We start from the raw sequence: 22648 nt of genomic DNA on the forward strand, positions 1-22648 counted from the left end.
AGGCTCAAGGACTTCCGCCGCGTCGCCACCCGATACGACAAGCTGGCCAGAAACTACCTCTCCGGCGTGCTCCTGGCCGCAATCCGCGCCTACTGGCTCAATTGAGTCCGGACCCTAGAGAAAGGCGGGGCGGGGAGCTACTGGCGGGCCAGTTCTTCGGCGCGGCTGCGCTTGCGCAGGCCCTTCTGGCGCTGGAAGGCGACGTCGACCGAGCCGACCGTCATGCCGAGCATCGAGATGACGCCCTTGTTGACGATGCTGTCTCGGCCGGTGCGGCGGATCGTATCCTCGAAATGCAGCTGCAGCTTGCTGCCATTCCTGCCGCGTGTGATCAGGTCGTAGGACATGCGGATGGCGTCCTCGCCCACCACGACCTTGGCCGTGCCGACGACATCGTCGCGCGTGCCGACATAGGTGTTGGGACCGGTCTTGCGGAAATGCCAGGTGCGGCGGTCGAGCGCGCCATTGTCGAAGCGGAAGACCTGGTCGAGCACGAACTTGCCGCCGGCGCTGCGTCCCTTGGTGGTGACGACGAAGCCGCGATCGACCCCGGCCAACTGGCTCTTGAAGCGGCCGACTCCCGTCGCCTCGCCGCGAAACGCCTCTTCCAGCGTCGGCCCGGCCTGGGCCGTGCCCAGCCCGGCGCCGGAAAGCAGCAGCACCAGCAGGAGGACGAGTGGATGCGCGATCTTCATTGCAAAGGCCCCGTGCATGCGCCCGATGCCCATGCCGCAGCCAGTCTAGCCTGAGTTTTTGCGTTTCGTCAGCCTTCGCGGCGCAATCGCCGCCGGAAGTCAGCCCGACGCGCTGACGGGCGCGGCGGCGGCGCTCTCGGTGAGCACGGCAAACAGCGCCGACTGGTCGCTGGAGGCGCGCAGCTTGTTGGCGAGCCCCGGCTCGCGCAGAAGGCGCGCGATGCGGGCCAGCGCCTTCAAATGGTCGGCTCCGGCATTTTCCGGCGCCAGCAGCAGGAAGATCAGATCGACGGGCTGATCGTCGAGTGATTCGAAATCGATCGGCTTGGGAAGGCGGGCGAACACGCCATGGATCCGCGTCAGTTGCGGCAGCTTGCCATGCGGAATCGCAATGCCGTTGCCGACGCCGGTCGAGCCCAGGCGTTCGCGTTGCAGCAGGGTGTCGAAGATCTGCCGTTCGTCGAGACCGGTCAGTTTCGCAGCCTTTTCGGCCAGTTCCTGAAGAGCCTGCTTCTTGCCATTGGCTTTCAGGGCCGGGACGATGGCGTCCAGGCTGATGAGATCACTGAGGTCCATGACTTGGTTCAAAAATGCCTCGGTTCAAACCTTCAAGACCCGTCGTTTCGGCGCACTCCCCGAGCGCGCCGAAATTCCATTCCGAGTTTACGCGGAATTAGCTGACGACGGAATCCCCTTTGCCGGCCTGGGCCGGGTCGATCCACCCAATATTGCCGTCGCGCCGGCGGTAGACGATATTCACGCCACCATGCCCGGCATGCCGGAATACCACGACCTGCGACTGTGCCAGATCCATCGCCATCACGGCGCCGGACACCGACATGGTCCGCAGGGCCTTCGTTTCCTCGGCGATGACCATGGGGTTGTAGTCGGCCGCCAGTTCCTCGTCCTCGTCCGGCGTTGCCGCCAGCACGGTGTAGTTGGCCTCGATATCCTGCGCGCCATTGCGCGGATGATGGTCCTTCAGCTTGCGCTTGTAGCGCCGCAACTGCTTTTCGATCCGCTCCGCGGCCTGGTCAAAGGTCGGGTAGATCTCGTGCCCGCGCCCCTCGGCGTGCAGGTCCGCTCCACTGTCGAGATGCAGGGCACAGTCAACGCGATAGCCGGTTCCATCACGCTCCAAGACGACACGGCCCGAGAAGCCGCCGGCGAAATATTTGCCGATCGCGTCACCAACGCGGCCTTCCACATGCGTGCGGTAGGCGTCGCTGATTTCGATATTCTTACCGGAGATGCGCAGAGACATGGATTTCTCGTACCCCTTGGTCGTCGTTGCGAACCGAAGCTCCCTCGCGCAATCGCGTGAAGCAGCCCCGTCGGGCACGTCGCGTTCCGGCGTCACCAAGGCCTGCCGACTTCGAGCCGATTTCCTCCCGGCTCAGAGGCCTCGGCTGCCGTTGGCGCCGCGCCCTTCTAGGGACAGCATGCCGGGAAGTCAAGAAAGGCGGCCCGGCAAGCAATCTCCCTGTGTTGAAGCTGGTCCTTCTGCGCCCGCAAGGCAAGGGGCAGACGCCTAAACTTTAAGTCGCCAGAAGGGCTTGCTTTTCCCGGCGGCGCTGAACGGAGGAGGGAATCCGCAACGCTTCGCGGTACTTGGCGACGGTGCGCCGCGCAATGTCGATGCCGGAATCACGCAGCATCTTGACGAGTGTATCGTCGGAAAGAACATCATCCGGTGTCTCGCCGTCGATCAGCGCCTTGATGCGGTGGCGGACCGCCTCGGCCGAGTGCGCCTCGCCGCCCTCGGACGAAGCGATCGAGGCCGTGAAGAAATATTTCAGTTCAAACACGCCGCGCGGCGTCGCCATGTACTTGTTCGAGGTGACGCGCGAGACCGTCGATTCGTGCATGGCGATCGCCTCGGCCACGGTCTTCAGGTTGAGCGGCCGCAGATGCGCCACGCCCTGGGCCAGGAACGCGTCCTGCTGGCGCACGATCTCGGTCGCCACCTTCAGGATCGTCTTGGCCCGCTGGTCGAGGCTCTTCACCAGCCAGTTGGCCGTCTGCAGGCACTCGCTCAGATAGGTGCGGTCCTCGCCCTTCGAATGGCGCGCGACATTGGCGTAGTAGCTCTGGTTGACCAGCACGCGCGGCAGCGTGTCGGTATTGAGCTCGATGCGCCAGCTGCCATCCGGCGCGGCGCGCACCACCACGTCCGGCACCACGGGATGGATCGGCGCCGAGCCGAAGGCGCTGCCGGGCTTGGGGTTGAGGGCGCGCAATTCGCGCAGCATCTCGGCCAGGTCCTCGTCGTCGACGCCGCAAAGCCGCCTCAGCGCGGCGTGATCGCGACGGGCGACAAGATCGAGATGGGCGAGCAGAATCGCCATGGCGGGGTCGTAGCGGCCACCTTCGCGCAGCTGGATGGCCAGGCAATCGGCCAGATCCCGCGCACAGACGCCCGTCGGCTCGAAGGTCTGCAGCACGGCCAGGACCTGCTCGACCAGCGCCAGCGGCGCGCCCAGGCGGGTCGCGACGGCCTCCAGGCTGCCGCGCATGTAGCCGGCCTCGTCGACCTCGTCGATCAGCGCCTGGCCGATCAGCCGCAGGCCGGGGTCGGTGACGGCGAGGCCGAGCTGGTCGCCCAGCGCGCCGGCCAGCGACTTCTCCTCGGCGACGAAGGCCTCGAGGTTGTAATCGTCGCTGCTGACCGAATGGCGATCGGACGGGGTCGCCCAGGGATCGGGGGCCGGCATGGCCGCGCCCTCGCCCGCCGGGGCGCCATGGTCGTCGGGAAAGACATTGGCGAGGTCGGTATCGAGCCGCTCGGCGATCGCGTCGGGCGAGACCTCCAGCCGGGTCTCCAGCCAGTCCGGCCGGTCGTCGGCGACATCGCCGGCGATGTCGCGATCCTCGGCCGCGTCCGACGCGCCCTCGACCGGCAACGCGATGCCGGCGCTGTCGTCACGCTCGTCGCGCTCGAGCAGCGGATTGCGCTCGAGTTCGGCATCGACATAGGCGACGAGGTCCAGATTGGAAAGCTGGAGCAGCTTGATGGCCTGCATCAGCTGCGGTGTCATCACCAGGGACTGGCTCTGCCGAAGCAGGAGTTTTTGTGAGAGAGCCATTCTTCGGCAGCGAATCCCGGATGTGGTCCAAGGCTTTTTGCCCTATGGCCACGGACCGTCCCGCCCGGTGGCCCAAGACTTGCTTGGTTCATCCATTCGTATCGCAAGCCGCGCCGGCTTCAAAGCGTAAACTGCTCTCCGAGATAGAGCCGTCGCACGTCCGGGCTGGCAACGATATCCTCCGGCCGGCCTTCCATCAGCACCTCGCCGGCGTGGATAATGTAGGCGCGGTCGATCAGACCCAGCGTCTCGCGCACATTGTGGTCGGTGATCAGCACGCCGATGCCGCGCTGGGTCAGGTGGCGGACCAGCGTCTGAATGTCGCCGACCGCGATCGGATCGATGCCGGCAAAGGGCTCGTCGAGCAGCATGAAGGCCGGGCGGCTGGCCAGCGCGCGGGCGATTTCGCAGCGCCGGCGCTCGCCACCGGACAGCGCGATGGCCGGCGACTTGCGCAGATGGCTGATGTGGAACTCCGCCAGCAACGAATCGAGTTCTTCCTCGCGCTTGTGGCGGTCGGGCTCGACAACCTCGAGCACGGCCATGATGTTCTGCTCGACCGTCATGCCGCGAAAGATCGAGGTTTCCTGCGGCAAATAGCCGATGCCGAGGCGCGCGCGGCGATACATGGGCAGGTTTGTGACGTCGTTGCCGTCCAGTTCGATGCGGCCGTGATCGGCCTGCACCAGGCCGGTGATCATGTAGAAGATCGTCGTCTTGCCGGCGCCATTGGGGCCGAGCAGGCCGACCGCCTCACCCCGCGCCACGGCGAGACTGGCCGAATTGACGACGCGGCGGCGGCGGTAGCTCTTGCCGATGCCATGGGCGACGAGCCAGCCGGGACCGCCGGCGTCCTGGGCATAGCGGGTGACTTGCGGCTCGGCGGCGCGCATGGCGGCAAGATCGGCCGTTGCCGGTCCCCGGCGCTTGAATAGGCTCGAAAAAATGTCCGGCGCTCCGTTCGATGCCCCGGCGCTGCCGGCTGCTGTTTGTCATCGGGACGATCCCTGCGGGATTCCGGCGTCCAGCGACGCCCCGCATCGGGCCGCCGCGACACGGCCGCCCGATGGCGCTACGCGACGGCTAGGGCGTCTTGCCCGGCGCCGAACCCGGCGTGAAGATGCCGCGAATCCGGGCGCCCGGCTTCTGGTCGACGCGGGCGCGGCCGGTGGTCATGTCCCAGGTCAGCTTGTTGCCGGTGATGACGTTGGGGCCCTGGCTCAGCACGACATTGCCCGAAAGGGTGACGAGCTTGCCGACCATGTCGACGACGGCGGTGTCGCCGGTCGCGGTCTGGGCGCCGGAATTGACGTAGACCTTGCCGCTCGCCTCGATGCGGGTGAAGCTGCCGGCGCCGGGAAGGCTGCCTTCGAGCTGCGATGCCTCCTTGGCGGCAGGCTTTGCATCGGCCGCGTCCGTCGCCTTGGCATCCGCAGCCTTGGCATCCTTGGGCGCCGTCTTCGAACCGGCCGAGAAGATCGAGATCTTGCCGGCCTTCAGCACGCTGTCGCCGCGCGTGACGGTGACGTTGCCGGTGAAGGTGGAGATCCGCTGCCCGTCCTTTTCCACCACGTCGAGCGAATCCGCCTCGACATTGACCGGGCCCTTCTGGCCGGTCTGGAAACCCTTGAACAGATCGGCGGACGACTGCGCCCGGGCTTCGACAGCGCCAAGCGCCATCGGCAGGAAGGCGAGTGCAAAGACGAGGCGGTGGGACAGTTTTGTCATTCGATCACCGAAGGTGCGGCGGGCTGCGGGGAAGGCGAGTCGGCAGGGGCAGAGTATGTCACCTTTACCCCATTTCTGAACAGAACGCGCTTGCCGCGATCCTGAACTTCGACGCTGTTGGCCTGGATGCGGCTTCCCTGGGCGGTGAAGTCGATCGGCTGGTCGGAGCGCATGGTGCCGGCCTTCATGTCGATGTCGGCGTTCTGCAGCGTGCCGGCAATGCCGGTCGAGGTCGACAACGTGATCGCCTTGTCGAGGTACAGGCGCTGCTTGTCGGCATAATAGGTGCCAGTGGTCGCCACGACCTTGGCCGTGCCGCCGGCATCGTCCATGCCGATGGTGGCGCCGATCTTCTGCAGCGTGACGACCTTGGTATCCTTCAGCGACTGCTCGGCCCGGTCGGCCTTGAGCTCATAGGCGCGGCCATTGTTGGTGAAGCCCGAGACATGCGGGTTTTCCATCACAACGGCGTTGTTGGTCACGTCGATCGAGCCGAACGAGACGCCCTCCGGCAGGCTCGGCACGAAATAGGTGAAGACGAAGAAGGCGCCGGCGACCAGCACGCTGACGGTGGGCAGGGCGATCTTGAGGATGCGCACGAAGCGGCTGTGGCGCATGGCCGCGCGATAGCGTGTGTCGACGCCCGGGCGGGCGTCCACATATCGGCCAGGGCCTCCTGCTGACCAGGTCGGGTCAGTCGACGCGCTCATGCACTCTCCGCTCTTTCATCGCTTCCCCGCCGCAGCGAGCCTGCGACACCATATGGATATCCGACGGCGCAAACCAAGGCGCGACGCAACGTCGCCCTGCGTTCAGGAATGCGCGAAGATATCCTGTTCCGGCCAGCCTGCAAGGTCGAGCGCCGCGCGCGTCGGCAGGAAGCGGAAGCAGGCCTCGGCCAGCTCCGTCCTGTTCTCGCGCGCCAGGCGCTCGTCGAGCCGGGTCTTCAGGCCATGCAGATACAAGACATCGGAGGCGGCATAGGCAAGCTGCGCCTCCGTCAGCTTCTGCGCCGCCCAGTCGGAACTCTGCTGCTGCTTCGACAGATCGACGTCGAGCAGTTCCTTGACCAGATCCTTCAGGCCGTGCCGGTCGGTATAGGTACGGGTCAGGCGCGAGGCGATCTTGGTGCAATAGACCGGATTGACGGTGATGCCGAAGGCATGACCAAGCACGGCGACGTCGAAGCGGGCAAAATGGAAGATCTTGGTGACGCCGGGATCGGTCAGCAGCTTGACCAGGTTCGGCGCTTCGCGTTGGCCCTGCGCGATCTGCACGACGTCGGCCGAGCCGTCGCCCGGCGACAGCTGCACGACACAGAGCCGGTCGCGATGCGGATTGAGCCCCAGAGTCTCGGTATCGATCGCGACCGATGCGCCATAATTCGAGAGATCGGGCAGATCGCCGCGATGCAGGCGGATCGTCATGACAGAAAAAATCCTCAGATTTCGGAAGCGTTTGCGTTTTCCTAGCGAAGCATGTCGACTTCTGCAATGACGCAGGTCACAGCGACGCGGGTGCAGCGCCCCGAAGCCGCGCAGACGGAGGAACGCCACCATGCCCAACCCGCCCGGCGAGCCCGCCACCGACCCGGTGCGCTGGGGCATTCTGAGCACCGCCCGCATCGCCCGCCAGCGGGTCGTGCCGGCCATGCTGAAGAGCCCGTCGACGCGTGTCACCGCCGTCGCGTCGCGCAGCCTCGACAATGCCCGCAACTTCGCCGCCGCCTTCGATATTCCCAAGGCCTATGGCTCGTATCAGGAACTGATCGACGATCCCGAGATCGACGCGATCTACAATGCGCTGCCCAACCATCTGCATGTCGAGACGACCCTCGCCGCCGCCGCCCGGGGCAAGCATGTCCTGTGCGAAAAGCCGATCGGGCTCGATCTCACGGACGCGCTGCGGCTGAAGGCCGTGCCGGCCGGGATCCTGGTCGGCGAGGCCTTCATGATCCGCCACCACCCGCAATGGCAGGAGGTGCAGAAGCTCCTCGCCGCGGGCCGGATCGGCACGATCCGTGCCGTACAGACCTTCTTCGCCTTCCTGAACGTCGACCCGGCCAACATCCGCAACCGGCCAGAGACCGGTGGCGGCGCCATTCTGGACATTGGCTGCTACGCCATCGCCTCGGCCCGGCTGATCTTCGGCGCCGAGCCGCTGCGCGTCCTGGCGCTGATCGACCGCGACCCCACGATGCATACCGACCGCACCACCTCCATCCTCGCCGATTTTGGTGGCGGCCGGCAATTTTCGGCGACGCTGTCGACCCAGGCCTTCCGCTATCAGCGCGTCGGCATCGTCGGCAGCGAGGGGCGGATCGAGATGGAGACGCCGTTCTCTGCGCCGACCGACGAGAAGTCGCGGATCCTGCTCGACCTGCACGGCCCGGGCCAGCCGGCCGAGACCATCACCTTCCCCCCGGTCGACCAGTATGCCCTGCAGGCGGAGGCATTTTCGCGCGCGGTGCGTGGCACGGGACCGTGGCTCTACGGGCTCGACGATGCGCTGGCGAACATGGCGGTTCTGGACGCGCTTTTCCGCTCGGAACGGTCGGGAACGTGGGAGAAACCTCAGCGTCTGGCTGCGGCAACGGGACCGTGAAGGATCGGTTGCCGACGTTCTTGAAGCGCCGGCCCGGCACAACCATATTGGGACCACGGGAAGGTTCCCGTCGGATGCCTCGTGGAGGGTCCGGTTACAAGGTCGCTTAGTGAAAGGACTTTGTGGATGTCGCGCGTTTCCGCGTTCTCCAGTCCGTTGCTTCTGGGATTCGACGAGATCGAACGGGTTCTCGATCGGGTCGCGAAGGCATCGGGCGACGGATATCCGCCTTACAACATCGAGCGGATCACCAAAAACGGTGCGCGCGACGAGTGCCTGCGGATCACGCTGGCCGTGGCCGGCTTCAGCCGCGAAGCACTCGAAGTCACCGTGGAAGAAAATCAGCTCGTCATCCGCGGCCGCCAATCCGATGATCGGGAGCGGATCTACCTTCACCGCGGCATCGCGGCACGACAGTTCCAGAAGACCTTCGTGCTGGCCGACGGGATCGAGATCATCTCGGCGGAGTTGAAAGATGGACTACTTGCCATCGATCTCGCCCGGCCCACGCCGGAGCGTGTGGTGCGCAAGATCGAGATCGGCGTTCGCGACTGAGGTCGCCGGTCCTTCTCGCTCTCAATGAGGAGACATATCATGTCTGCACGTATCGCCATTTCGCCCGAGAGCCTTGCGGGCCTCGGCAACGGCCAGATCGCCTATGTGAAGGCGGTCCAGTCCGAGAATATCCGCGACCTGTTCCCCGATGCGCCTGAACTCGCAGCCGGCCAGAAGTTCTGGGCCCTGCTCGACGCGCGCGGCACGCCGCTGATGATTTCCGACAGCCGCGACGCGGTCGTCATGAACGCGCACGAAAACGACCTCGAAGCGGTGAGCCTGCATTAGGCTCGCTTCCCCGCCGCGCCGGCCTCCCCCGGCGGCGGCGGACTACCAGACGATGCCAGGCATCGGATCCTTCCCGCGGGAAGATCCGGTGCCTTTTGCATTTTGGGGGACGGCCCGGTTGTCTTGACGGTCATGGGGCGGCGCGCCCCTCCCTCGCCGCCCGAACCAGGTCCGGACGGCTTTCTGCATTCAACCAGGTCAGGAACGCAGGACGCCCTGCGTCGCCTTGCCGACCTGGGCGACGATCTTGGCGGCGACTGCCTCGATCTCTTCGTCGGTCAGCGTCTTCTGCGTCGGGCGCAGCGTCACCTCGATGGCGATCGACTTCTTGTCCGCGCCGAGCGCCGCGCCCTCGAACACGTCGAACACCGAGACGCTGGAGATCAGCGCCTTGTCGGCGCCCTGCGCCGCCTTGACCAGCTTCGCCGCCTCGACCTTGCGATCGACGACGAAGGCGAAGTCGCGCGTTACCGGCTGGTAGGGCACCAGTTCCAGCGGCGGCTTGGTCTTGGTCGGACGGGCGCGCGGCACGGGAATGGCGTCGAGCAGGATCTCGAAGCCGACCAGCGGGCCGGAAACGTCGAGCGCCTCCAGCACGGAGGGGTGCAGTTCGCCGAACCAGCCGATGATGTTCTGCGGACCCAACTGGATCGTGCCGGAGCGGCCGGGATGGAACCAGGACGGCGCGCCCGCGACGATCTGGAACTTGTCCACCGGCGCGCCGAGCACGTCGAGCAGCGCCAGCGCGTCGGCCTTGGCGTCGAACACCGAAACCGCCGGCGCCTTGCCCTGCCAGTGGCGGCCGGCGCCGTTCACCGTCGCGCTCAGGCGACGGATGCCGGTGGCCGCGGTCAGCTGGTCTGTCGGCCTGGTGCCGCGGAAGATCTGGCCGACTTCGAACAGGGCCAGATCGGCGACGCCGCGATCGGCATTGCGCTGGGCGGCCAGCAGCAGGCCGGGCAGCAGGCTTGGCCGCATGTCGGACAGGTCGGCCGCGATCGGATTGGCCAGCGCCAGTTCCGGCTTGCCGCCGCCAAAGGCTTCGGCCACCGGCTTCGCCACGAAGGACCATGTCACCGCCTCGACCATGCCGCGCGCCGCGAGGCCGCGCTTGGCGCGGCGGGTGCGGGTCTGGGCCAGGGTCAGGACCGGCTTGGTGACGTTGTCCGACTTCGGCAGGGGCGTCGAGGGCACGCGGTCGACGCCGAGGATGCGCATGACTTCCTCGACCAGATCGGCCTTGCCGTGGACATCCGGCCGCCAGGACGGCACGCCAACGGTCAGCGACGGCGCGCTACCCGAAACGGAGAAGCCGAGCGCCGTCAAAACGTTGCGGATCTCGTCCTCGGCCGGATCGATGCCGGCCAGGCGCTTCACTTCCGTGACCGGGAAGGCGATGGTGAGATGCGGCTCCGGCACGCTGCCGGACACCACGACCTCGCTCGCCTCGCCGCCGCACAGATCCTGCACCAGGCGGGTCGCCAGCTCCAGGCCAGGCAGCATGAAGGCCGGATCGACGCCGCGCTCGAAGCGGTAGCGCGCATCCGAGTTGATGCCGAGCTTGCGGCCGGTCTGGGCGATGTTGAGCGGGTCCCACAGCGCCGATTCGATCAGCACGTCGACGGTGTTCTCGTCGCAGCCGGAAGCCGCGCCGCCCATGATGCCGCCGAGCGACTCGATGCCATTGTCATCGGAGATGACGACGATCGACGGGTCGAGCGCATAGGTCTTGCCGTCGAGCGCGAGCAGGCTTTCGCCTTCCTTCGCCCGGCGCACGACCAGATCGCCCTTGACCTTGGCCGCGTCGAAGACGTGCAGCGGGCGATTGCGGTCGAAGGTCAGGAAGTTGGTGATGTCGACCAGCGTGTTGATCGGCCGGAGCCCGATGGCGCGCAGCTGGCGCTGCAGCCATTCCGGCGAGGGGCCGTTCTTGACGCCGCGCACCAGGCGCAGCGCGAAGGCGGGCGTCAGCGACGGCGTGTCGCCAAAGTCGAGATGGACGCGGACCGGCGACGGGAATTTTCCCGCGACCGGAGCGACCGAGCGATCCTTCAGCGTGCCAAGGCCGGCGGCCGCCAGATCGCGCGCCACGCCGTGGATGCCGAGGCAATCCGGGCGGTTCGGCGTGATGGCGATGTCGATGACGGGATCGCCGAGGCCGGCATAGTCGGCGTAGGGCTGCCCGACCGGCGCGTCGGCTGGCAGTTCGATGATGCCGTCATGATCTTCCGACAGCTCCAGCTCGGCCGCCGAGCACAGCATGCCGTGGCTCTCGACGCCGCGGATGGTGCCCACCGTCAGGGTGATGTCCTTGCCGGGGATGTAGGTGCCGGCCGGCGAGAAGACGCTCTTCATGCCGGTGCGGGCGTTGGGCGCGCCGCAGACGACCTGCACGGGATCGCCCGAGCCGGTATCGACCATGCAGACGCGCAGCCGGTCGGCATTGGGGTGCTGAACCGCGGAGACGACATAGGCGATGGTGAACGGGGCGAGCAGCTTGGCCTTGTCCTCGACGCCCTCGACCTCGAGCCCGACGCGGGTCAGCGCATCGGTGATCTCGTCGAGCGAGGCGGTGGTCTCAAGATGCTCCTTGAGCCAGGAAAGCGTGAATTTCATGGGTCTTTCCTTACGAGCTCAGGCCGCCGACGAGCGTCGGCAGGTCCAGCGGACGGAAGCCGTAATGATTCAGCCAGCGCTGATCGGCGTCGAAGAAGGCTCTGAGGTCCGGCATGCCGTATTTCAGCATGGCGATGCGATCGATGCCCATGCCGAAGGCGAAGCCCTGGTAGACGTCAGGATCGAGGCCGGCGAAGCGGATGACGTTGGGGTGGACCATGCCGCAGCCGAGGATTTCCAGCCAGTCGTCGCCCTCGCCGAAGCGCACTTCATTACCGACGCGCTTGCAGCGGATGTCGACTTCCATCGACGGCTCGGTGAAGGGGAAGAAGGACGGGCGCATGCGCATCTCGACCTTGTCGACCTCGAAGAAGGCGCGGCAGAACTCTTCCAGCAGCCACTTCAGGTGACCGATATGGCTCGACGTGTCGATCACCAGGCCCTCGACCTGGTGGAACATCGGCGTGTGGGTCTGGTCGCTGTCGTTGCGATAGGTGCGGCCGGGCGCGATGATGCGGATCGGCGGCTTCTCGCGCTCCATGGTGCGCATCTGCACCGGCGAAGTATGCGTGCGAAGCAGCAGGCGGTCGCCGTTCTCGTCCGGATTGAAGAAGAAGGTGTCGTGCATTTCGCGCGCCGGATGGCCGACGGGGAAATTCAGCGCGGTGAAATTGTAATGGTCGGTCTCGACATCCGGGCCCTCGGCGATGGCGAAGCCGAGATCGCCGAAGATTGCCGTGATCTCGTCGATCACCTGGGAGATCGGATGGATGCGGCCCTGCTCGATGGGGCTCGGCCGGAGCGGCAGCGTGACGTCGACCGCTTCCGACGCGAGGCGCGCGGCGAGGCCGGCTTCCTTCAGCGTGATGCGGCGGGCGGTGAGGGCTTCGGCGACACGGTCGCGAAGTCCGTTCAGCGCCGGTCCCATGACCTTGCGCTCTTCCGGCGTCATGGCGCCGAGGCCCTTCAGCCGCTCGGAGACGGAGCCCTTCTTGCCAAGGGCTGCGACGCGGATGGTCTCGATGGCGGCTTCGTCGGAAGCGCCGTCAATGGCCGCGCGGATGTCGCGTTCGAGAAGTTCGAGATCGGACATGTCATTCCTCATGGGCGCCCGTGGAGCGCCGGATCATCGTCAGTTCGATCCGAAGAGGAATGCTCGCCGGATCACGCCAAACGCCGCAGCCGCTGTTCAAGCGGCGGCGGCGCGGTTGCGTTCCGGCCCCGGAAAGTCCGGCAGGAGGCCGCCCGGAGGCGGCCGCCCAACTCAGGCGGCCTGCTTCTGCAGCGCGCCCTGAGCCTGATCGACCAGCGCCTTGAAGGCTGCCGGCTGGCTGATTGCCAGTTCGGCCAGCACCTTGCGGTCGACTTCGATACCAGCCTTTGCGAGGCCATCGATAAATCGGCTGTAGGTCAGGCCCTCGGCAACTTCGCGGACGGCCGCGTTGATGCGCTGGATCCAGAGAGCGCGGAAATTGCGCTTCTTGGCCTTGCGGTCCCGGAACGCGTACTGGGCGGCCTTATCGACGGCTGCCTTGGCGGTCCGGATCGTATTCTTGCGACGGCCGTAGAAGCCCTTGGCGCGCTTCAGGACCTTCTTGTGCTTGGCGTGGGAGGTTACGCCCCGCTTAACTCGCGACATGGTTCAAACTCCAGGTAAGGGGGACGGTTCAGCCGTTCAGGAACTGCTTGACGATCTTCGCATCCGCATCCGAAAGCACGGTGGTGCCGCGTGCATTACGGATAAACTTCGCGGTGCGCTTGATCATGCCATGGCGCTTGCCTGCCTGGCCTGCCTTGACGCGTCCGGTACCGGTGAGCTTGAAACGCTTCTTCGCGCCGCTCTTGGTCTTCAACTTGGGCATTTTGCTCATCCTTAATCATGCTGCCGAGATGAGAACCACCCTCGCCCGTCTTGCAACGGGCGACTGAATGGTCGCTTCGGCATGGAAGCATTCGTGAGCCGACGCGGCATGCCCTGAGAAAATCGTCAACGAATTGACGTTCCTCGCGCCGGGCGGCTCGGAAACGGCGGATCTATAGCGGGAGACGATGGGCGTGGCAAGGTCCTGATGAAAGGGCGGGCCGATGATTCCGGTCCGCCGACTTGTCAGGCCTGCAAAGCCATGGGGCGACGTCCCTGCGAACGTCGATCCCGGGCTGCGTATCCGCCTAGCGCGGGGCCAGAACCATGATCATCTGGCGGCCTTCGAGCTTCGGTTCCGCCTCGACCTTGGAGATCTCGGCCGTCTCGTCGCGAACCCGCTCGAGAAGCTTCATGCCAAGATGCTGGTGCGCCATTTCGCGGCCACGGAAGCGGAGCGTCAGCTTGACCTTGTCGCCCTCTTCGAAGAAGCGCTTGATCGCCTTCATCTTGACCTCGTAATCGTGGTCATCGATGGCGGGGCGCATCTTGATCTCTTTGACCTCGACGACCTTCTGGTTCTTGCGAGCCTCGTTGGCCTTCTTCTGGGTCTGATATTTGAAGCGGCCGAAATCAAGGATCTTGCAGACCGGCGGCTCGGAATTCGGCGAGATCTCGACGAGGTCGAGGCCTGCTTCCTGGGCAGCAGCCAACGCATCCTGAATCGGGGTGACGCCAACATTCTGGCCGTCTTCACCGATCAACTGAACTTCACGGACACCACGAATATCGCGGTTGATACGCGGCCCATCCTTAGTGGGTTCCTGCGCTTTGAACGGACGGCGAATGGGGGCACTCTCCTCTAACGTTAATGAATCTGGCCGGATTGACTAAATGGGTACGGTCCCCTTGTTTGGCTAGGCCCCGGATTCGGAGGCGAGACAAAAAGCGGACACGTGGGTCAAAGATCCCGGACAGCCCGGCAAACCTCTGCCAAGCTGCCGGGAAAGTCAACCAAAAGCCGCCATTCCGCCCCCTCCGGGCGCAGCGCGGCGCATATTTCGAGTCGTGGATGAGAAATTGATACAGCCAGAACCCCGAACCATCCCCGTCGGCACCGGTGCCGAGGCGCGCGAGATCGCCGTGCTGGCGCGACCGGGACAGGCGCCCGGCGTGCTTTTTCTCGGCGGCTTCATGTCCGACATGATGGGCTCCAAGGCCGAGGCGCTCGACCAGTGGGCGGCGGAAACCGGCCGGGCGCTGACCCGCTTCGACTATTCCGGCCATGGCCGCTCGGGCGGCGACTTTGCCGACGGCACCATCACCCGGTGGCTGGAAGAGGCCCGCGCCGTGCTCGACCAGGCGGAAGGACCGCAGATCCTGGTCGGCTCGTCGATGGGCGGCTGGATCGCGCTGCTGCTGGCGCTGGAGATGACCAAGGCCGCGCCCGGCCGCATCGCCGGGCTGGTGCTGCTGGCGCCGGCCGTCGACATGACGCGCGACCTGATCCACGCCCGCATGACCCCGGCCGAGCGGGCCGAGATGGAGGCGACCGGCGCGCTCCGGCAGCCCAGCGCCTATTCCGACCAGCCCTATCTGATCACCCGGAAACTGATCGACGACGGCGAGAGCCATCTTCTCGGCCACAGGCCGGTTGCGCTCGGCGCGCCGGTCCATATCATCCAGGGCGTCCTCGACGAGGAAGTGCCGTGGCAGGTCGCGATCGACCTTGTCGCGCAGCTCGCCCAGGACGATGTGGTGCTGACGATCATCAAGGATGCCGGCCACCGGCTGTCGCGGCCGGAGGATCTCAAGAAGCTGATCGCCGCGGTCGAGGCGATCGCCTGAGCGGAATTTTGCGGGGAACCGGGATGCCGGATCGCCCGAAACAGGATCGGAGCAAGGCATGGCGACACGCGGCTTCATCGGCAAGCGGCCCACCGACGGCGTCGGCGACAGGCTGCCGCCGGGTCAGTACCTGACCGAGGACTTCCCCGTCCTCTCGGCCGGACCGACGCCGCGTGTCGGGCTTGCCGAGTGGCGCTTCACCCTCAAGGACGGCGTCCGGCCGGTGATGAGCTGGGACTGGGAGGCCTTCAACCGGCTGCCGCAGTCGAAGCTGACGCGCGACATCCATTGCGTGACGAAATGGTCGAAGTTCAATACCGCCTGGTCCGGCGTGATGGTCGACGACATCCTGGCGGAGGCCGGCATCGCCGCGCCCAGCGAATGGACGCTGGCGCATGCCTATGACGGCTACACCACCAATGTGCCGACCGAGGATCTGGTCGGCGGCAAGGCGATGGTGGCGACGCATTTCGAGGGCAAGCCGCTGATCGCCGACCATGGCGGCCCGGCGCGGCTGCTGGTGCCGCATCTCTATTTCTGGAAATCGGCCAAATGGGTGAACGGCCTGCAGTTCACCCGGCGCGACGAGGCTGGATTCTGGGAGCTGCGCGGCTATCACATGCGCGGCGACCCGTGGCGCGAGCAGCGCTTTACCGGAGATTGAGATTCCGCCTTGAGCAGCCTTCCCGACATTGCGCCGCAGCCCGCCCGGCTGGTCTGGCAGCCGGCCGCCGTGGTCGCGATCACGCGCGAGACACCGCGCGTCAAGATCTTCCGGCTGAAGCCGGCGGACTGGCATGGCTTCACCGCCGGCCAGCATGTCGACGTGCGCTTGACGGCACCGGACGGCTACCAGGCCGAGCGCAGCTATTCGATCGGCTCGGCGCCGGACGGCAGCGGCGAGATCGAGCTGGTCATCGACCTCATCGACGAAGGCGAGGTGTCGCCCTTTTTCCATGAGGTCGTGGAAATCGGCGACGAGATCGAGATCCGCGGACCGATCGGCGGCCATTTCATCTGGCGCGCCGAAGATGGCGGCCCGCTGCTGCTGATCGCCGGCGGCTCCGGCCTGGTGCCGCTGATGTCGGTGCTGCGCTACCGCGCCCAAGCGGCGCCCGAAATCCCGGCGGCGCTGATCTATTCCGCCCGCCGGCGCGAGGACCTGATCTGGTGCGGCGAGCTGCTGCGCCGCGCGGCCGAGGATCCGAATTTCAGCCTGTTCGCGACGCTGAGCCGCGAGACGGCCCCGACCGAGGGCATCCGCCACGGCCGGATCGACCGCGCGCTGGTGGACGCCGCGCTGGAGAGCCTGCCGGCTCCGCCGAAAACCACCTTCCTCTGCGGCTCCAACCCCTTCGTCAGCGCTGCCTCGACCTTCGCGCTCGATGCCGGAATCCCCTTCGCCAGCATCAAGGCCGAACGCTATGGGGGCTGAGCCGCACGCGATCGTGGCCTCTGCCGTCCCCGAGACCATCGACGCCCGCGCCACCGACGACGTGCTCGCCTTCGCGGCCCATCTCGACTGCACGGCAGCGGCCTGGCTCGACAGCCTCGGCCCGGGCGCCCGGCGCGACGGCAGGCGCGTCGCCTATGTGCTGGTCGGCACGGCGGAATATGCGCTGGGCCTGGACGTGCTGGTGCGCTCGCTGCGCGCCGTCACCGACCTGCCGATCCTGCTTCTCGCGGCTGGCGGCTGGAAGCCGGCGTTTCAAGCCCCGAACCTGGCCGTGCTGGCCGTGCCGGAAATCGTCAAGCTGGACCTGGAAGGAAGCATGGCGGCGCGGTTTCGCCGCACACTGACCAAGCTCTGGACGTTCGGCTTCGTCTCGCTCGACCGGCTGGTTTATCTCGACGGCGACTGCCTCGTGCGGCAGCCGATCGACGACCTGTTCGACGGGGCGGGCTTCGCCGCCGCGCCGGACCTGCTCAGCAACCAGCCGTTTCCGGTGTTCAACTCCGGCGTCTTCGCGCTTTCCCCGGATCCTGCGCTACGCAACGCGCTGTTCGAAGGCCTGCCGGCGACGCCTTCCTTCGACGGTGGCGACCAGGGCATCCTCAACGCCTTGCTCGGCAACGATGTCCGCTGGCTGCCGATCCGCGACAATTACCTGCGAACCTACGAGCCGATCCTGTCGAGCGCGGCCAGCGCGGCGCGCGTCCTCCACTATTCCGCCAAGAAGCCCTGGACGGTTGCCTCCGAAGCGGTCGGCGACCCCGCGCTGCTGGGGCTCGATGATGTCTGGACCGAAAGGCTCGATCGCGCCGGGCTGATGGCGATGGTCACCGCCTGGCGGCGCAGCGTCGCCGACAGCGAGATCGCCGCCAATGCGGCGCTCGGGCGGGTCGAGGCGGACCTCGCCCTCCAGCGCCGCCGGTTCAACCGGCTGATGCGCCGCGTGCTGGCCGGCCTCGGCCTCGTCGCCCTGTTGCAACTGGCCCTGCTCGGCGTGTGGCTGTTCGGCTGATCAGCCGCGCCAACTGCCATCCTTCCAGAGCGCGGCGATCCCCTCGCGATAGGTCGGATAGGCAAGCCGCACGCCGAGATCGGCGGCGAGGCGCTGGTTGCCGACGCGCTTGTTCTCGCCATAGAAGGACCGCGCCATCGGCGACAGATCGGCGGTCTCGAAATCGATCGCGGGCGGCACGGGCTTGCCGGCGATCGCGGCCGCGAAGGCCACCACGTCCTGCGGCGGACCCGGCTCGTCATCGGTGACGTTAAACACGCCGGAAGCCTTCTGCGCCGCCCCGGCCGCCACCGCGGTCGCGATATCGGCCACATGGATGCGGTTGAACACCTGCCCCGGCTTGACCAGGCGCCGCGCGGTTCCCTCCGCGATCTGCACCAGCGCGTTGCGGCCGGGACCATAGATGCCGGACAGGCGGAACAGCGCCACGGGCACGTGGCGTTCCTCGGCGAGGATCTGCCACTCCGTCTCGGCCCGCACCCGCTCGACCGAGCGGCCGGACTGCGGATTGGGCGGGGTCGCCTCGTCGACCCAGGCGCCGCCATGGTCGCCATAGACGCCGACGGTCGAGAGATAGCCGATCCATTCGAGGTTTTCCGCGCCGATCAGCGCCTCGCGCAGCAGGGCGATCACCGGATCGCCGGCCGTGCCCGGCGCGATCGACTGCACGACATGCGTCGCCCGCCGGGTCGCCGCGATCACCGCGTCGCTGGCAGTCTCGCCGTCGAAGACCAGTGCGTCGATGCCAGCCTCGCGCAATCGCGCCGCCTTCTCTTCCGTGCGGACCGTTCCGCCGACCGAGGCGTAATCGCCCTTCACCCGCTGCGCCAGCGCCTGGCTCGAAAAGCCCAGCCCGAAGATGAAGAGGTGCTTGCCGGTCATGCTGTCTCCGCGGGCCTGGGAAGGAAACCCGGTCTATCGCCCATCCGGGCGGGCGTACAAGCCCCTTCGCGGCGCGGTCCTCAGGCGTGGCGGACGGAGGCCAGCGCCTGGGTCAGGGCGGTCGCGAAGGATTCGCGATCGTCCGGATTGAGGAAACCGCCGATCGCAAGCCGCCTGCCATGCGAGGCGAGCGCCATGCGGATGATGCCCCAATCCGGCACGCGCTCGACCTCCAGCCGGGCCCAGTAGGGATTGAAATCGAAGGCCTCGGCACGGCCGTTCGGCGCGATCCGGCGCACCGTCAGGTGCTCCTGCGTCATCTCGACGATCTCGCAGGCGCGGGCCGAGCGATAGTTGAGGCGGAAGGCGAACTGGATGGCAAGGATGTCGAGCCCGAAAAAGGCGGCGATCGGCCAGGCGCCCATCGACCAGAACAGCAGCGCGCTGCCAAGGCAGGTGAAGACGACGACCATCATCAGCGCCGCGAAGCCGCGCGGGGTCAGCGATCGGTACGGCGTCAGCGTCGCCCGGAACAGCACGTTTCCGGGCGCCTGCGGCGCGGTCTGCGGCATGTCGACATTGCGGTCGCTCATGGGGTGTCAGTATAGAGGATGTATGTCCGATGCACAGCCTCTCCCGCCATCCGCGCCACCGCGCCGCAAGGCCCCGCGCGCCCTGAAGCGCTTCACCAAGGCGGAGGTGGCCGAGGTGTTCGCACGCTTCGAGGCGCGCGACCCGGAGCCGAAGGGCGAGCTCGAAAGCGTCAACACCTTCACGCTGCTGGTCGCCGTCGTGCTGTCGGCGCAGGCGACCGACGCCGGCGTCAACAAGGCGACCCGGGCGCTGTTCGCCATCGCCGACACGCCGGCCAAGATGCTGGCGCTCGGCGAGGACAGCGTGCGGGACTACATCAAGACGATCGGCCTCTACCGCACCAAGGCTAGGAATGTCATGGGTCTCTGCCGGCAATTGGTGGAACTGCATGGCGGCGAGGTTCCCGATGACCGCGCCGCGCTCGAAGCGCTGCCCGGCGTGGGCCGCAAGACGGCGAATGTCGTGCTCAACATCGCCTTTGGCCATCCGACCATCGCCGTCGACACGCATATCTTCCGGATCGGCAACCGCACGGGCCTCGCCCCCGGCAAGACGGTCGAGGCGGTGGAAAAGGAGCTGAACCGGATCATCCCGGCGCGATACATGCTGCACGCGCATCACTGGCTGATCCTGCACGGCCGCTACGTCTGCAAGGCGCGCAAGCCCGACTGCCCGGTCTGCCTCATCAACGACCTCTGCCGCTACCCGGACAAGACGCTGGCATAGCCGGGCTTTTCGCGCGCCCTGACCAACCCGGGCCGGCCGTCATCCTCGCGACAGCGAGCGCTCCGATCTCCAACATCCTGAGGCGCTTTGCGTAGCGAAGCCTCGAAGGACGCACCGCATCAGGGCAAATCTTGATAACGGCGCGCTCTGCGTGCTTCGAGACGGCCCTCCGGGCCTCCTCAGCATGTTGAGGAGGGTGTTATGCGAAGGTCTACCTTGGGAGGCGAAAAAGCCTCAGATCCCGATGCCACGCGCCATCATCGACGCGAAGATCACCACCAGCACCAGCATCGCCGTCTCGGCATGCACCAGCCGGCGCACGCCGGCGATCTCGGCCGCCGAGGGTGCGAAGCCCGGCTCGGCCCTGGCCCGCTTGCGCCAGGCGAGGATGCGGCGCGTCGGCTGGATCGAGATCACGCCCAGCGCCGCGAAGGCGAGAATCTTCGCCCAGAACACGGGATTGCCGATATAGAATTCGGCGCCCTTCAGGCCGAGGAACACCCGGCCGAAACCCGCCAGGATCAGCAGCGCCGCCGCCCCGCCATAGATCGCATCGACCCAGCCGAGCTTCTCCAGCGCCGCGCCGGCCAGCCCCGGCTTCAGCAGCATCAGTTCCATCGTCAGCACGGTGACGATGGCGAAGACGAGCAGGAAATGGGCGATAGCGAGCAGCAGATCGACGAGCATGAGAATGTCCCCCGTGGCGCGGAACCCCGAACCGGCCGCCTATCCTGTCGAGATTTCGGCCGGGCGGGAACCCGTCACGCGCTTGTGCACATGCGTCATGAAGGCGGTGGCGAAGAGCGGCGTCAGCAGGTTGAGGATCGGGATCGCCAGGAAGGCGGCGATGACGAATCCGGCGAACAGCACCGTCACCGCATTGTCGCGCCGAAGCTGCCTTGCTTCCGCGACGGGACGAAAGCGCGACGCGGCGGATTCAAAGAATTCGCGCCCGAGCAGATAGCCATTGCCGAGGAAGAAGGCGACGAGGTTGACGCCCGGGATCAGCAGCAGGAACAGGCAGACGATGTTGACCAGGATCACCGTCGCGGTGAAGCCGAGCGTCGAGACGACGCTGTCGATGAAGGAAAGCCCCCGTCCCGGCGGATCCTGCGGATAATGCGTGGTCTCGACCACCGCCGCGATATCGTCGGAAAACAGGCCCGCCATCAGCGCCGAGACCGGCGCGATCAGGAAGCCGAGGCCGATGACCAGCCCGAAGCCGGTAACGATGGCGACCGAGGTGTTGATCCAGGGCTGGCTCGGCCAATCGGCGAAATGCACCACCAGCGCCTGCAGGCCGAACCAGACGCCGATCAGCAGCACCAGGGTGAGCCCGAGCGTCTTCCACAGCACGGCGCGGAAGGGCGGCGTCCAGATATCGCTGAGAGCCAGCCAGGCAGCCGAAAGCATGTTTGGAACCTCCCCCGATCGACGCACGCAGATAGGATGCGGCCTCGCCCCGCGCAAGGCAACGCGCGCGGGCGCTTACGGGCGCGGCGAGATCCCGACTTCGCGCAGGAGATCGAGCGTCGCCGCGACGACCGGGGCGACGGGAATGTCCGTCATGGCGGAACCGCCAAAATCCTGCGCGCGCACGATGCGCGAGGCCGGCGTATTGGGTGCCCAGCGCTCCGGCTTGGTCGGACCGAACAGGCTGACCACCGGCACGCCGGCGGCGCCGAACAGATGACCGAGGCCGCAATCATTGGCCACCAGCAGTTTGATCGAGGGCGCCAGCGCCAGCGGCGCGTCGAGCTTTCCACGCGGGGCTTCGATCGCCATCGCCGTCATGTCGACGACGTCGACATCCGGCGCCGTCTCGGCCAGCACCGGCAGCGCCGCGCGCTCGTCCGGCCCGGCGAGCAAAACGGGCCGGTAGCCAGCGGTCCGCAGTTCCCGCGCCAGCGCAACAAAACGTTCGAGCTGCCAGTTCTTCCAGGCCTTGTTGCTGCCAAAGGCAAAGCCGATCCAGGGCTCCGGGGGCGGCAGAATGGTTGCCGCCAGCGCTTCGGCGCCGGCGCTCGCGGCGATCCGGCCCGTGGCATCGACGGTATCGAACGCCTGATGCGCCAGGTTGAGCGCGCGTTCCCCGATATGGGCCGGCCGCCGCCGATCCCACCAGGGCGCGCCGACGCGGCGGTTCAGCCCGGGCAGGCAGACGTAATATTCGTCCGCCGTCAGCGCCAGCCGCGCCGCCAGCACACTGGCCACGCGGGTGCGCGTATCGAAGATGGCGCTGAAGGCCGGCAATTGCTTCAGCGTGCGAAACCCCTGCAGCAGCGGTTCCGTGAAATGCAGCTGCGACATCACCCGGGCGATCTCGCCCTCGACATAGGGCAGGACGGCCGCCTCCATGGCGGTGTCATGCGCCGAGATCCACCAGATGGCGCGATCCGGCCGGGCATGGCGGATCGCCCTGAGCAGCGGCAGCTTGAGGATGACGTCGCCCAGCCCCTCGCGCTCGACGATCACCGCGATCGGACGGTTCGCGGCGGAGTCTCCGGTGGTCTGGCTCATCATCCTGCCCATTCCAATATAGTGCGTGCCGCCGCGCGCCGGTACGGCGGGAACCGTCCGCGGCGCACTCTGTGAGGTGCGTTTGTGTCGGGCTTGCGACGAGCCGCCGCGCGACACGGCCAGACGCAGCGTTTCTCCCGCGCCGCAGGGTGGTTGCACGGCGAACGACCGACTGTATAG

General features: G+C 66.7%; 26 protein-coding genes and 1 pseudogene. 9 read left to right on the forward strand and 18 right to left on the reverse strand.

Features of this window, described 5'->3' with window-relative positions:
• Positions 1-105, forward strand: a pseudogene (locus tag OSH10_RS19045) (IS5/IS1182 family transposase); the annotation flags it as partial.
• Between the two features lie 32 nt (positions 106-137).
• On the opposite strand, the gene OSH10_RS19050 reads toward OSH10_RS19045, so the two are convergent.
• From OSH10_RS19050 to OSH10_RS19085, 8 genes are all read right to left on the reverse strand, one after another.
• Positions 138-695, reverse strand: coding sequence for a DUF3833 family protein (locus OSH10_RS19050; RefSeq protein ID WP_266333621.1), 558 nt, complete (start codon positions 693-695; stop codon positions 138-140).
• Positions 696-794: 99 nt separating this feature from the next.
• Positions 795-1271: a PTS IIA-like nitrogen regulatory protein PtsN gene (gene ptsN / locus OSH10_RS19055; protein WP_266333623.1), complete on the reverse strand. Its 477-nt coding sequence runs from the start codon at positions 1269-1271 to the stop codon at positions 795-797.
• Between the two features lie 97 nt (positions 1272-1368).
• Entirely contained in the window at positions 1369-1959 is a 591-nt protein-coding gene (gene hpf, locus OSH10_RS19060; RefSeq protein ID WP_266333625.1) for a ribosome hibernation-promoting factor, HPF/YfiA family, read from the reverse strand.
• A 274-nt stretch (positions 1960-2233) separates the two neighbouring features.
• On the reverse strand, positions 2234-3781 hold the full coding sequence (gene rpoN, locus OSH10_RS19065; RefSeq protein WP_266333627.1) for an RNA polymerase factor sigma-54: 1548 nt from the start codon (positions 3779-3781) through the stop codon (positions 2234-2236).
• 119 nt (positions 3782-3900) lie between these two features.
• Positions 3901-4674 carry an LPS export ABC transporter ATP-binding protein gene (gene lptB, locus OSH10_RS19070; RefSeq protein WP_266333629.1) on the reverse strand — a complete coding sequence of 258 codons (774 nt, stop codon included), beginning with the start codon at positions 4672-4674 and terminating at the stop codon, positions 3901-3903.
• Positions 4675-4864: 190 nt separating this feature from the next.
• Positions 4865-5509 carry an LptA/OstA family protein gene (locus OSH10_RS19075; RefSeq protein ID WP_266333631.1) on the reverse strand — a complete coding sequence of 215 codons (645 nt, stop codon included), beginning with the start codon at positions 5507-5509 and terminating at the stop codon, positions 4865-4867.
• Positions 5506-6219 carry an LPS export ABC transporter periplasmic protein LptC gene (lptC, locus tag OSH10_RS19080; RefSeq protein ID WP_266333633.1) on the reverse strand — a complete coding sequence of 238 codons (714 nt, stop codon included), beginning with the start codon at positions 6217-6219 and terminating at the stop codon, positions 5506-5508. The genes OSH10_RS19075 and lptC overlap by 4 nt, the downstream gene beginning before the upstream one ends.
• A 102-nt stretch (positions 6220-6321) precedes the next feature.
• Positions 6322-6936, reverse strand: coding sequence for a ribonuclease D (locus tag OSH10_RS19085; protein ID WP_266333634.1), 615 nt, complete (start codon positions 6934-6936; stop codon positions 6322-6324).
• A 130-nt stretch (positions 6937-7066) separates the two neighbouring features.
• Between OSH10_RS19085 and OSH10_RS19090 the strand changes: the two genes are divergently transcribed.
• The 3 genes from OSH10_RS19090 (at position 7067) to OSH10_RS19100 (ending at position 8956) form a co-directional block, all read left to right on the forward strand.
• Positions 7067-8113 (forward strand): Gfo/Idh/MocA family protein, encoded by a 1047-nt coding sequence (locus tag OSH10_RS19090; RefSeq protein WP_266333636.1) that lies wholly within the window; start codon positions 7067-7069, stop codon positions 8111-8113.
• 126 nt (positions 8114-8239) lie between these two features.
• Positions 8240-8668 carry an Hsp20 family protein gene (locus OSH10_RS19095; protein WP_266333638.1) on the forward strand — a complete coding sequence of 143 codons (429 nt, stop codon included), beginning with the start codon at positions 8240-8242 and terminating at the stop codon, positions 8666-8668.
• Positions 8669-8707: 39 nt separating this feature from the next.
• Entirely contained in the window at positions 8708-8956 is a 249-nt protein-coding gene (locus tag OSH10_RS19100) for a BQ00720 family protein (protein ID WP_266333640.1), read from the forward strand.
• Positions 8957-9154: 198 nt separating this feature from the next.
• Here the strand turns inward: OSH10_RS19100 and pheT are convergent, their stop codons facing one another.
• The 5 genes from pheT to infC form a co-directional block, all read right to left on the reverse strand.
• Positions 9155-11572 carry a phenylalanine--tRNA ligase subunit beta gene (pheT, locus tag OSH10_RS19105; protein WP_266333642.1) on the reverse strand — a complete coding sequence of 806 codons (2418 nt, stop codon included), beginning with the start codon at positions 11570-11572 and terminating at the stop codon, positions 9155-9157.
• 10 nt (positions 11573-11582) lie between these two features.
• Positions 11583-12665 carry a phenylalanine--tRNA ligase subunit alpha gene (gene pheS / locus OSH10_RS19110; RefSeq protein WP_266333644.1) on the reverse strand — a complete coding sequence of 361 codons (1083 nt, stop codon included), beginning with the start codon at positions 12663-12665 and terminating at the stop codon, positions 11583-11585.
• Positions 12666-12836: 171 nt separating this feature from the next.
• Positions 12837-13211: a 50S ribosomal protein L20 gene (gene rplT / locus OSH10_RS19115; RefSeq protein ID WP_266333646.1), complete on the reverse strand. Its 375-nt coding sequence runs from the start codon at positions 13209-13211 to the stop codon at positions 12837-12839.
• Between the two features lie 28 nt (positions 13212-13239).
• The gene (gene rpmI / locus OSH10_RS19120; protein ID WP_266333648.1) at positions 13240-13434 is read right to left on the reverse strand and encodes a 50S ribosomal protein L35; all 195 of its coding nucleotides are present in this window, start codon (positions 13432-13434) and stop codon (positions 13240-13242) included.
• A 307-nt stretch (positions 13435-13741) separates the two neighbouring features.
• Positions 13742-14281, reverse strand: coding sequence for a translation initiation factor IF-3 (gene infC, locus OSH10_RS19125; protein ID WP_266333937.1), 540 nt, complete (start codon positions 14279-14281; stop codon positions 13742-13744).
• Positions 14282-14516: 235 nt separating this feature from the next.
• Here infC and OSH10_RS19130 point away from each other — a divergent pair, with 235 nt between their 5' ends.
• The 4 genes from OSH10_RS19130 to OSH10_RS19145 are packed head-to-tail and all read left to right on the forward strand — an operon-like array spanning position 14517 to position 17746.
• Entirely contained in the window at positions 14517-15281 is a 765-nt protein-coding gene (locus tag OSH10_RS19130; RefSeq protein WP_266333939.1) for an alpha/beta hydrolase, read from the forward strand.
• A gap of 58 nt (positions 15282-15339) precedes the next feature.
• On the forward strand, positions 15340-15945 hold the full coding sequence (locus OSH10_RS19135) for a sulfite oxidase-like oxidoreductase (protein WP_266333650.1): 606 nt from the start codon (positions 15340-15342) through the stop codon (positions 15943-15945).
• A 9-nt stretch (positions 15946-15954) separates the two neighbouring features.
• Positions 15955-16716 carry a ferredoxin reductase gene (locus tag OSH10_RS19140; protein WP_266333652.1) on the forward strand — a complete coding sequence of 254 codons (762 nt, stop codon included), beginning with the start codon at positions 15955-15957 and terminating at the stop codon, positions 16714-16716.
• 13 nt (positions 16717-16729) lie between these two features.
• Positions 16730-17746, forward strand: a complete 1017-nt coding sequence (locus OSH10_RS19145; RefSeq protein ID WP_266333654.1) for a glycosyltransferase family protein — start codon at positions 16730-16732, stop codon at positions 17744-17746.
• Here the strand turns inward: OSH10_RS19145 and OSH10_RS19150 are convergent, their stop codons facing one another.
• Both OSH10_RS19150 and OSH10_RS19155 read right to left on the reverse strand, forming a co-directional pair.
• The gene (locus tag OSH10_RS19150) at positions 17747-18628 is read right to left on the reverse strand and encodes an SDR family oxidoreductase (protein ID WP_266333656.1); all 882 of its coding nucleotides are present in this window, start codon (positions 18626-18628) and stop codon (positions 17747-17749) included.
• 80 nt (positions 18629-18708) lie between these two features.
• Positions 18709-19221 carry a DUF2244 domain-containing protein gene (locus OSH10_RS19155; RefSeq protein ID WP_266333658.1) on the reverse strand — a complete coding sequence of 171 codons (513 nt, stop codon included), beginning with the start codon at positions 19219-19221 and terminating at the stop codon, positions 18709-18711.
• Between the two features lie 22 nt (positions 19222-19243).
• On the opposite strand from OSH10_RS19155, the gene nth reads away from it, so the two are divergent.
• Positions 19244-19948 carry an endonuclease III gene (nth, locus tag OSH10_RS19160; RefSeq protein ID WP_266333660.1) on the forward strand — a complete coding sequence of 235 codons (705 nt, stop codon included), beginning with the start codon at positions 19244-19246 and terminating at the stop codon, positions 19946-19948.
• Positions 19949-20182: 234 nt separating this feature from the next.
• Here nth and OSH10_RS19165 read toward each other — a convergent pair whose 3' ends face one another.
• From OSH10_RS19165 to OSH10_RS19175, 3 genes are all read right to left on the reverse strand, one after another.
• Positions 20183-20635, reverse strand: a complete 453-nt coding sequence (locus OSH10_RS19165) for a DUF2214 family protein (protein WP_266333661.1) — start codon at positions 20633-20635, stop codon at positions 20183-20185.
• A 39-nt stretch (positions 20636-20674) separates the two neighbouring features.
• Positions 20675-21361: a sulfate transporter family protein gene (locus OSH10_RS19170; protein ID WP_266333663.1), complete on the reverse strand. Its 687-nt coding sequence runs from the start codon at positions 21359-21361 to the stop codon at positions 20675-20677.
• A gap of 75 nt (positions 21362-21436) precedes the next feature.
• Positions 21437-22471, reverse strand: a complete 1035-nt coding sequence (locus OSH10_RS19175; RefSeq protein ID WP_266333665.1) for a glycosyltransferase family 9 protein — start codon at positions 22469-22471, stop codon at positions 21437-21439.
• Between the last annotated feature and the right edge of the window lie 177 nt (positions 22472-22648).

It is taken from the genome of Kaistia defluvii (assembly GCF_026343955.1).
Lineage (GTDB): Bacteria > Pseudomonadota > Alphaproteobacteria > Rhizobiales > Kaistiaceae > Kaistia > Kaistia defluvii.

Excerpts from the sequence above, each read along its gene's own strand:
- OSH10_RS19085 (WP_266333634.1), bottom strand. The coding sequence starts at position 6,936 with ATGACGATCCGCCTGCATCGCGGCGATCTGCCCGATCTCTCGAATTAT.
- OSH10_RS19155 (WP_266333658.1), bottom strand. The coding sequence starts at position 19,221 with ATGAGCGACCGCAATGTCGACATGCCGCAGACCGCGCCGCAGGCGCCC.
- rpoN (WP_266333627.1), bottom strand. The coding sequence starts at position 3,781 with ATGGCTCTCTCACAAAAACTCCTGCTTCGGCAGAGCCAGTCCCTGGTG.
- nth (WP_266333660.1), top strand. The coding sequence starts at position 19,244 with ATGTCCGATGCACAGCCTCTCCCGCCATCCGCGCCACCGCGCCGCAAG.
- ptsN (WP_266333623.1), bottom strand. The coding sequence starts at position 1,271 with ATGGACCTCAGTGATCTCATCAGCCTGGACGCCATCGTCCCGGCCCTG.
- OSH10_RS19050 (WP_266333621.1), bottom strand. The coding sequence starts at position 695 with ATGAAGATCGCGCATCCACTCGTCCTCCTGCTGGTGCTGCTGCTTTCC.
- OSH10_RS19075 (WP_266333631.1), bottom strand. The coding sequence starts at position 5,509 with ATGACAAAACTGTCCCACCGCCTCGTCTTTGCACTCGCCTTCCTGCCG.
- pheT (WP_266333642.1), bottom strand. The coding sequence starts at position 11,572 with ATGAAATTCACGCTTTCCTGGCTCAAGGAGCATCTTGAGACCACCGCC.
- hpf (WP_266333625.1), bottom strand. The coding sequence starts at position 1,959 with ATGTCTCTGCGCATCTCCGGTAAGAATATCGAAATCAGCGACGCCTAC.
- rpmI (WP_266333648.1), bottom strand. The coding sequence starts at position 13,434 with ATGCCCAAGTTGAAGACCAAGAGCGGCGCGAAGAAGCGTTTCAAGCTC.
- OSH10_RS19150 (WP_266333656.1), bottom strand. The coding sequence starts at position 18,628 with ATGACCGGCAAGCACCTCTTCATCTTCGGGCTGGGCTTTTCGAGCCAG.
- lptB (WP_266333629.1), bottom strand. The coding sequence starts at position 4,674 with ATGCGCGCCGCCGAGCCGCAAGTCACCCGCTATGCCCAGGACGCCGGC.
- lptC (WP_266333633.1), bottom strand. The coding sequence starts at position 6,219 with ATGAGCGCGTCGACTGACCCGACCTGGTCAGCAGGAGGCCCTGGCCGA.
- OSH10_RS19135 (WP_266333650.1), top strand. The coding sequence starts at position 15,340 with ATGGCGACACGCGGCTTCATCGGCAAGCGGCCCACCGACGGCGTCGGC.
- OSH10_RS19095 (WP_266333638.1), top strand. The coding sequence starts at position 8,240 with ATGTCGCGCGTTTCCGCGTTCTCCAGTCCGTTGCTTCTGGGATTCGAC.
- rplT (WP_266333646.1), bottom strand. The coding sequence starts at position 13,211 with ATGTCGCGAGTTAAGCGGGGCGTAACCTCCCACGCCAAGCACAAGAAG.
- OSH10_RS19165 (WP_266333661.1), bottom strand. The coding sequence starts at position 20,635 with ATGCTCGTCGATCTGCTGCTCGCTATCGCCCATTTCCTGCTCGTCTTC.
- OSH10_RS19175 (WP_266333665.1), bottom strand. The coding sequence starts at position 22,471 with ATGATGAGCCAGACCACCGGAGACTCCGCCGCGAACCGTCCGATCGCG.
- OSH10_RS19100 (WP_266333640.1), top strand. The coding sequence starts at position 8,708 with ATGTCTGCACGTATCGCCATTTCGCCCGAGAGCCTTGCGGGCCTCGGC.
- OSH10_RS19090 (WP_266333636.1), top strand. The coding sequence starts at position 7,067 with ATGCCCAACCCGCCCGGCGAGCCCGCCACCGACCCGGTGCGCTGGGGC.
- OSH10_RS19170 (WP_266333663.1), bottom strand. The coding sequence starts at position 21,361 with ATGCTTTCGGCTGCCTGGCTGGCTCTCAGCGATATCTGGACGCCGCCC.
- pheS (WP_266333644.1), bottom strand. The coding sequence starts at position 12,665 with ATGTCCGATCTCGAACTTCTCGAACGCGACATCCGCGCGGCCATTGAC.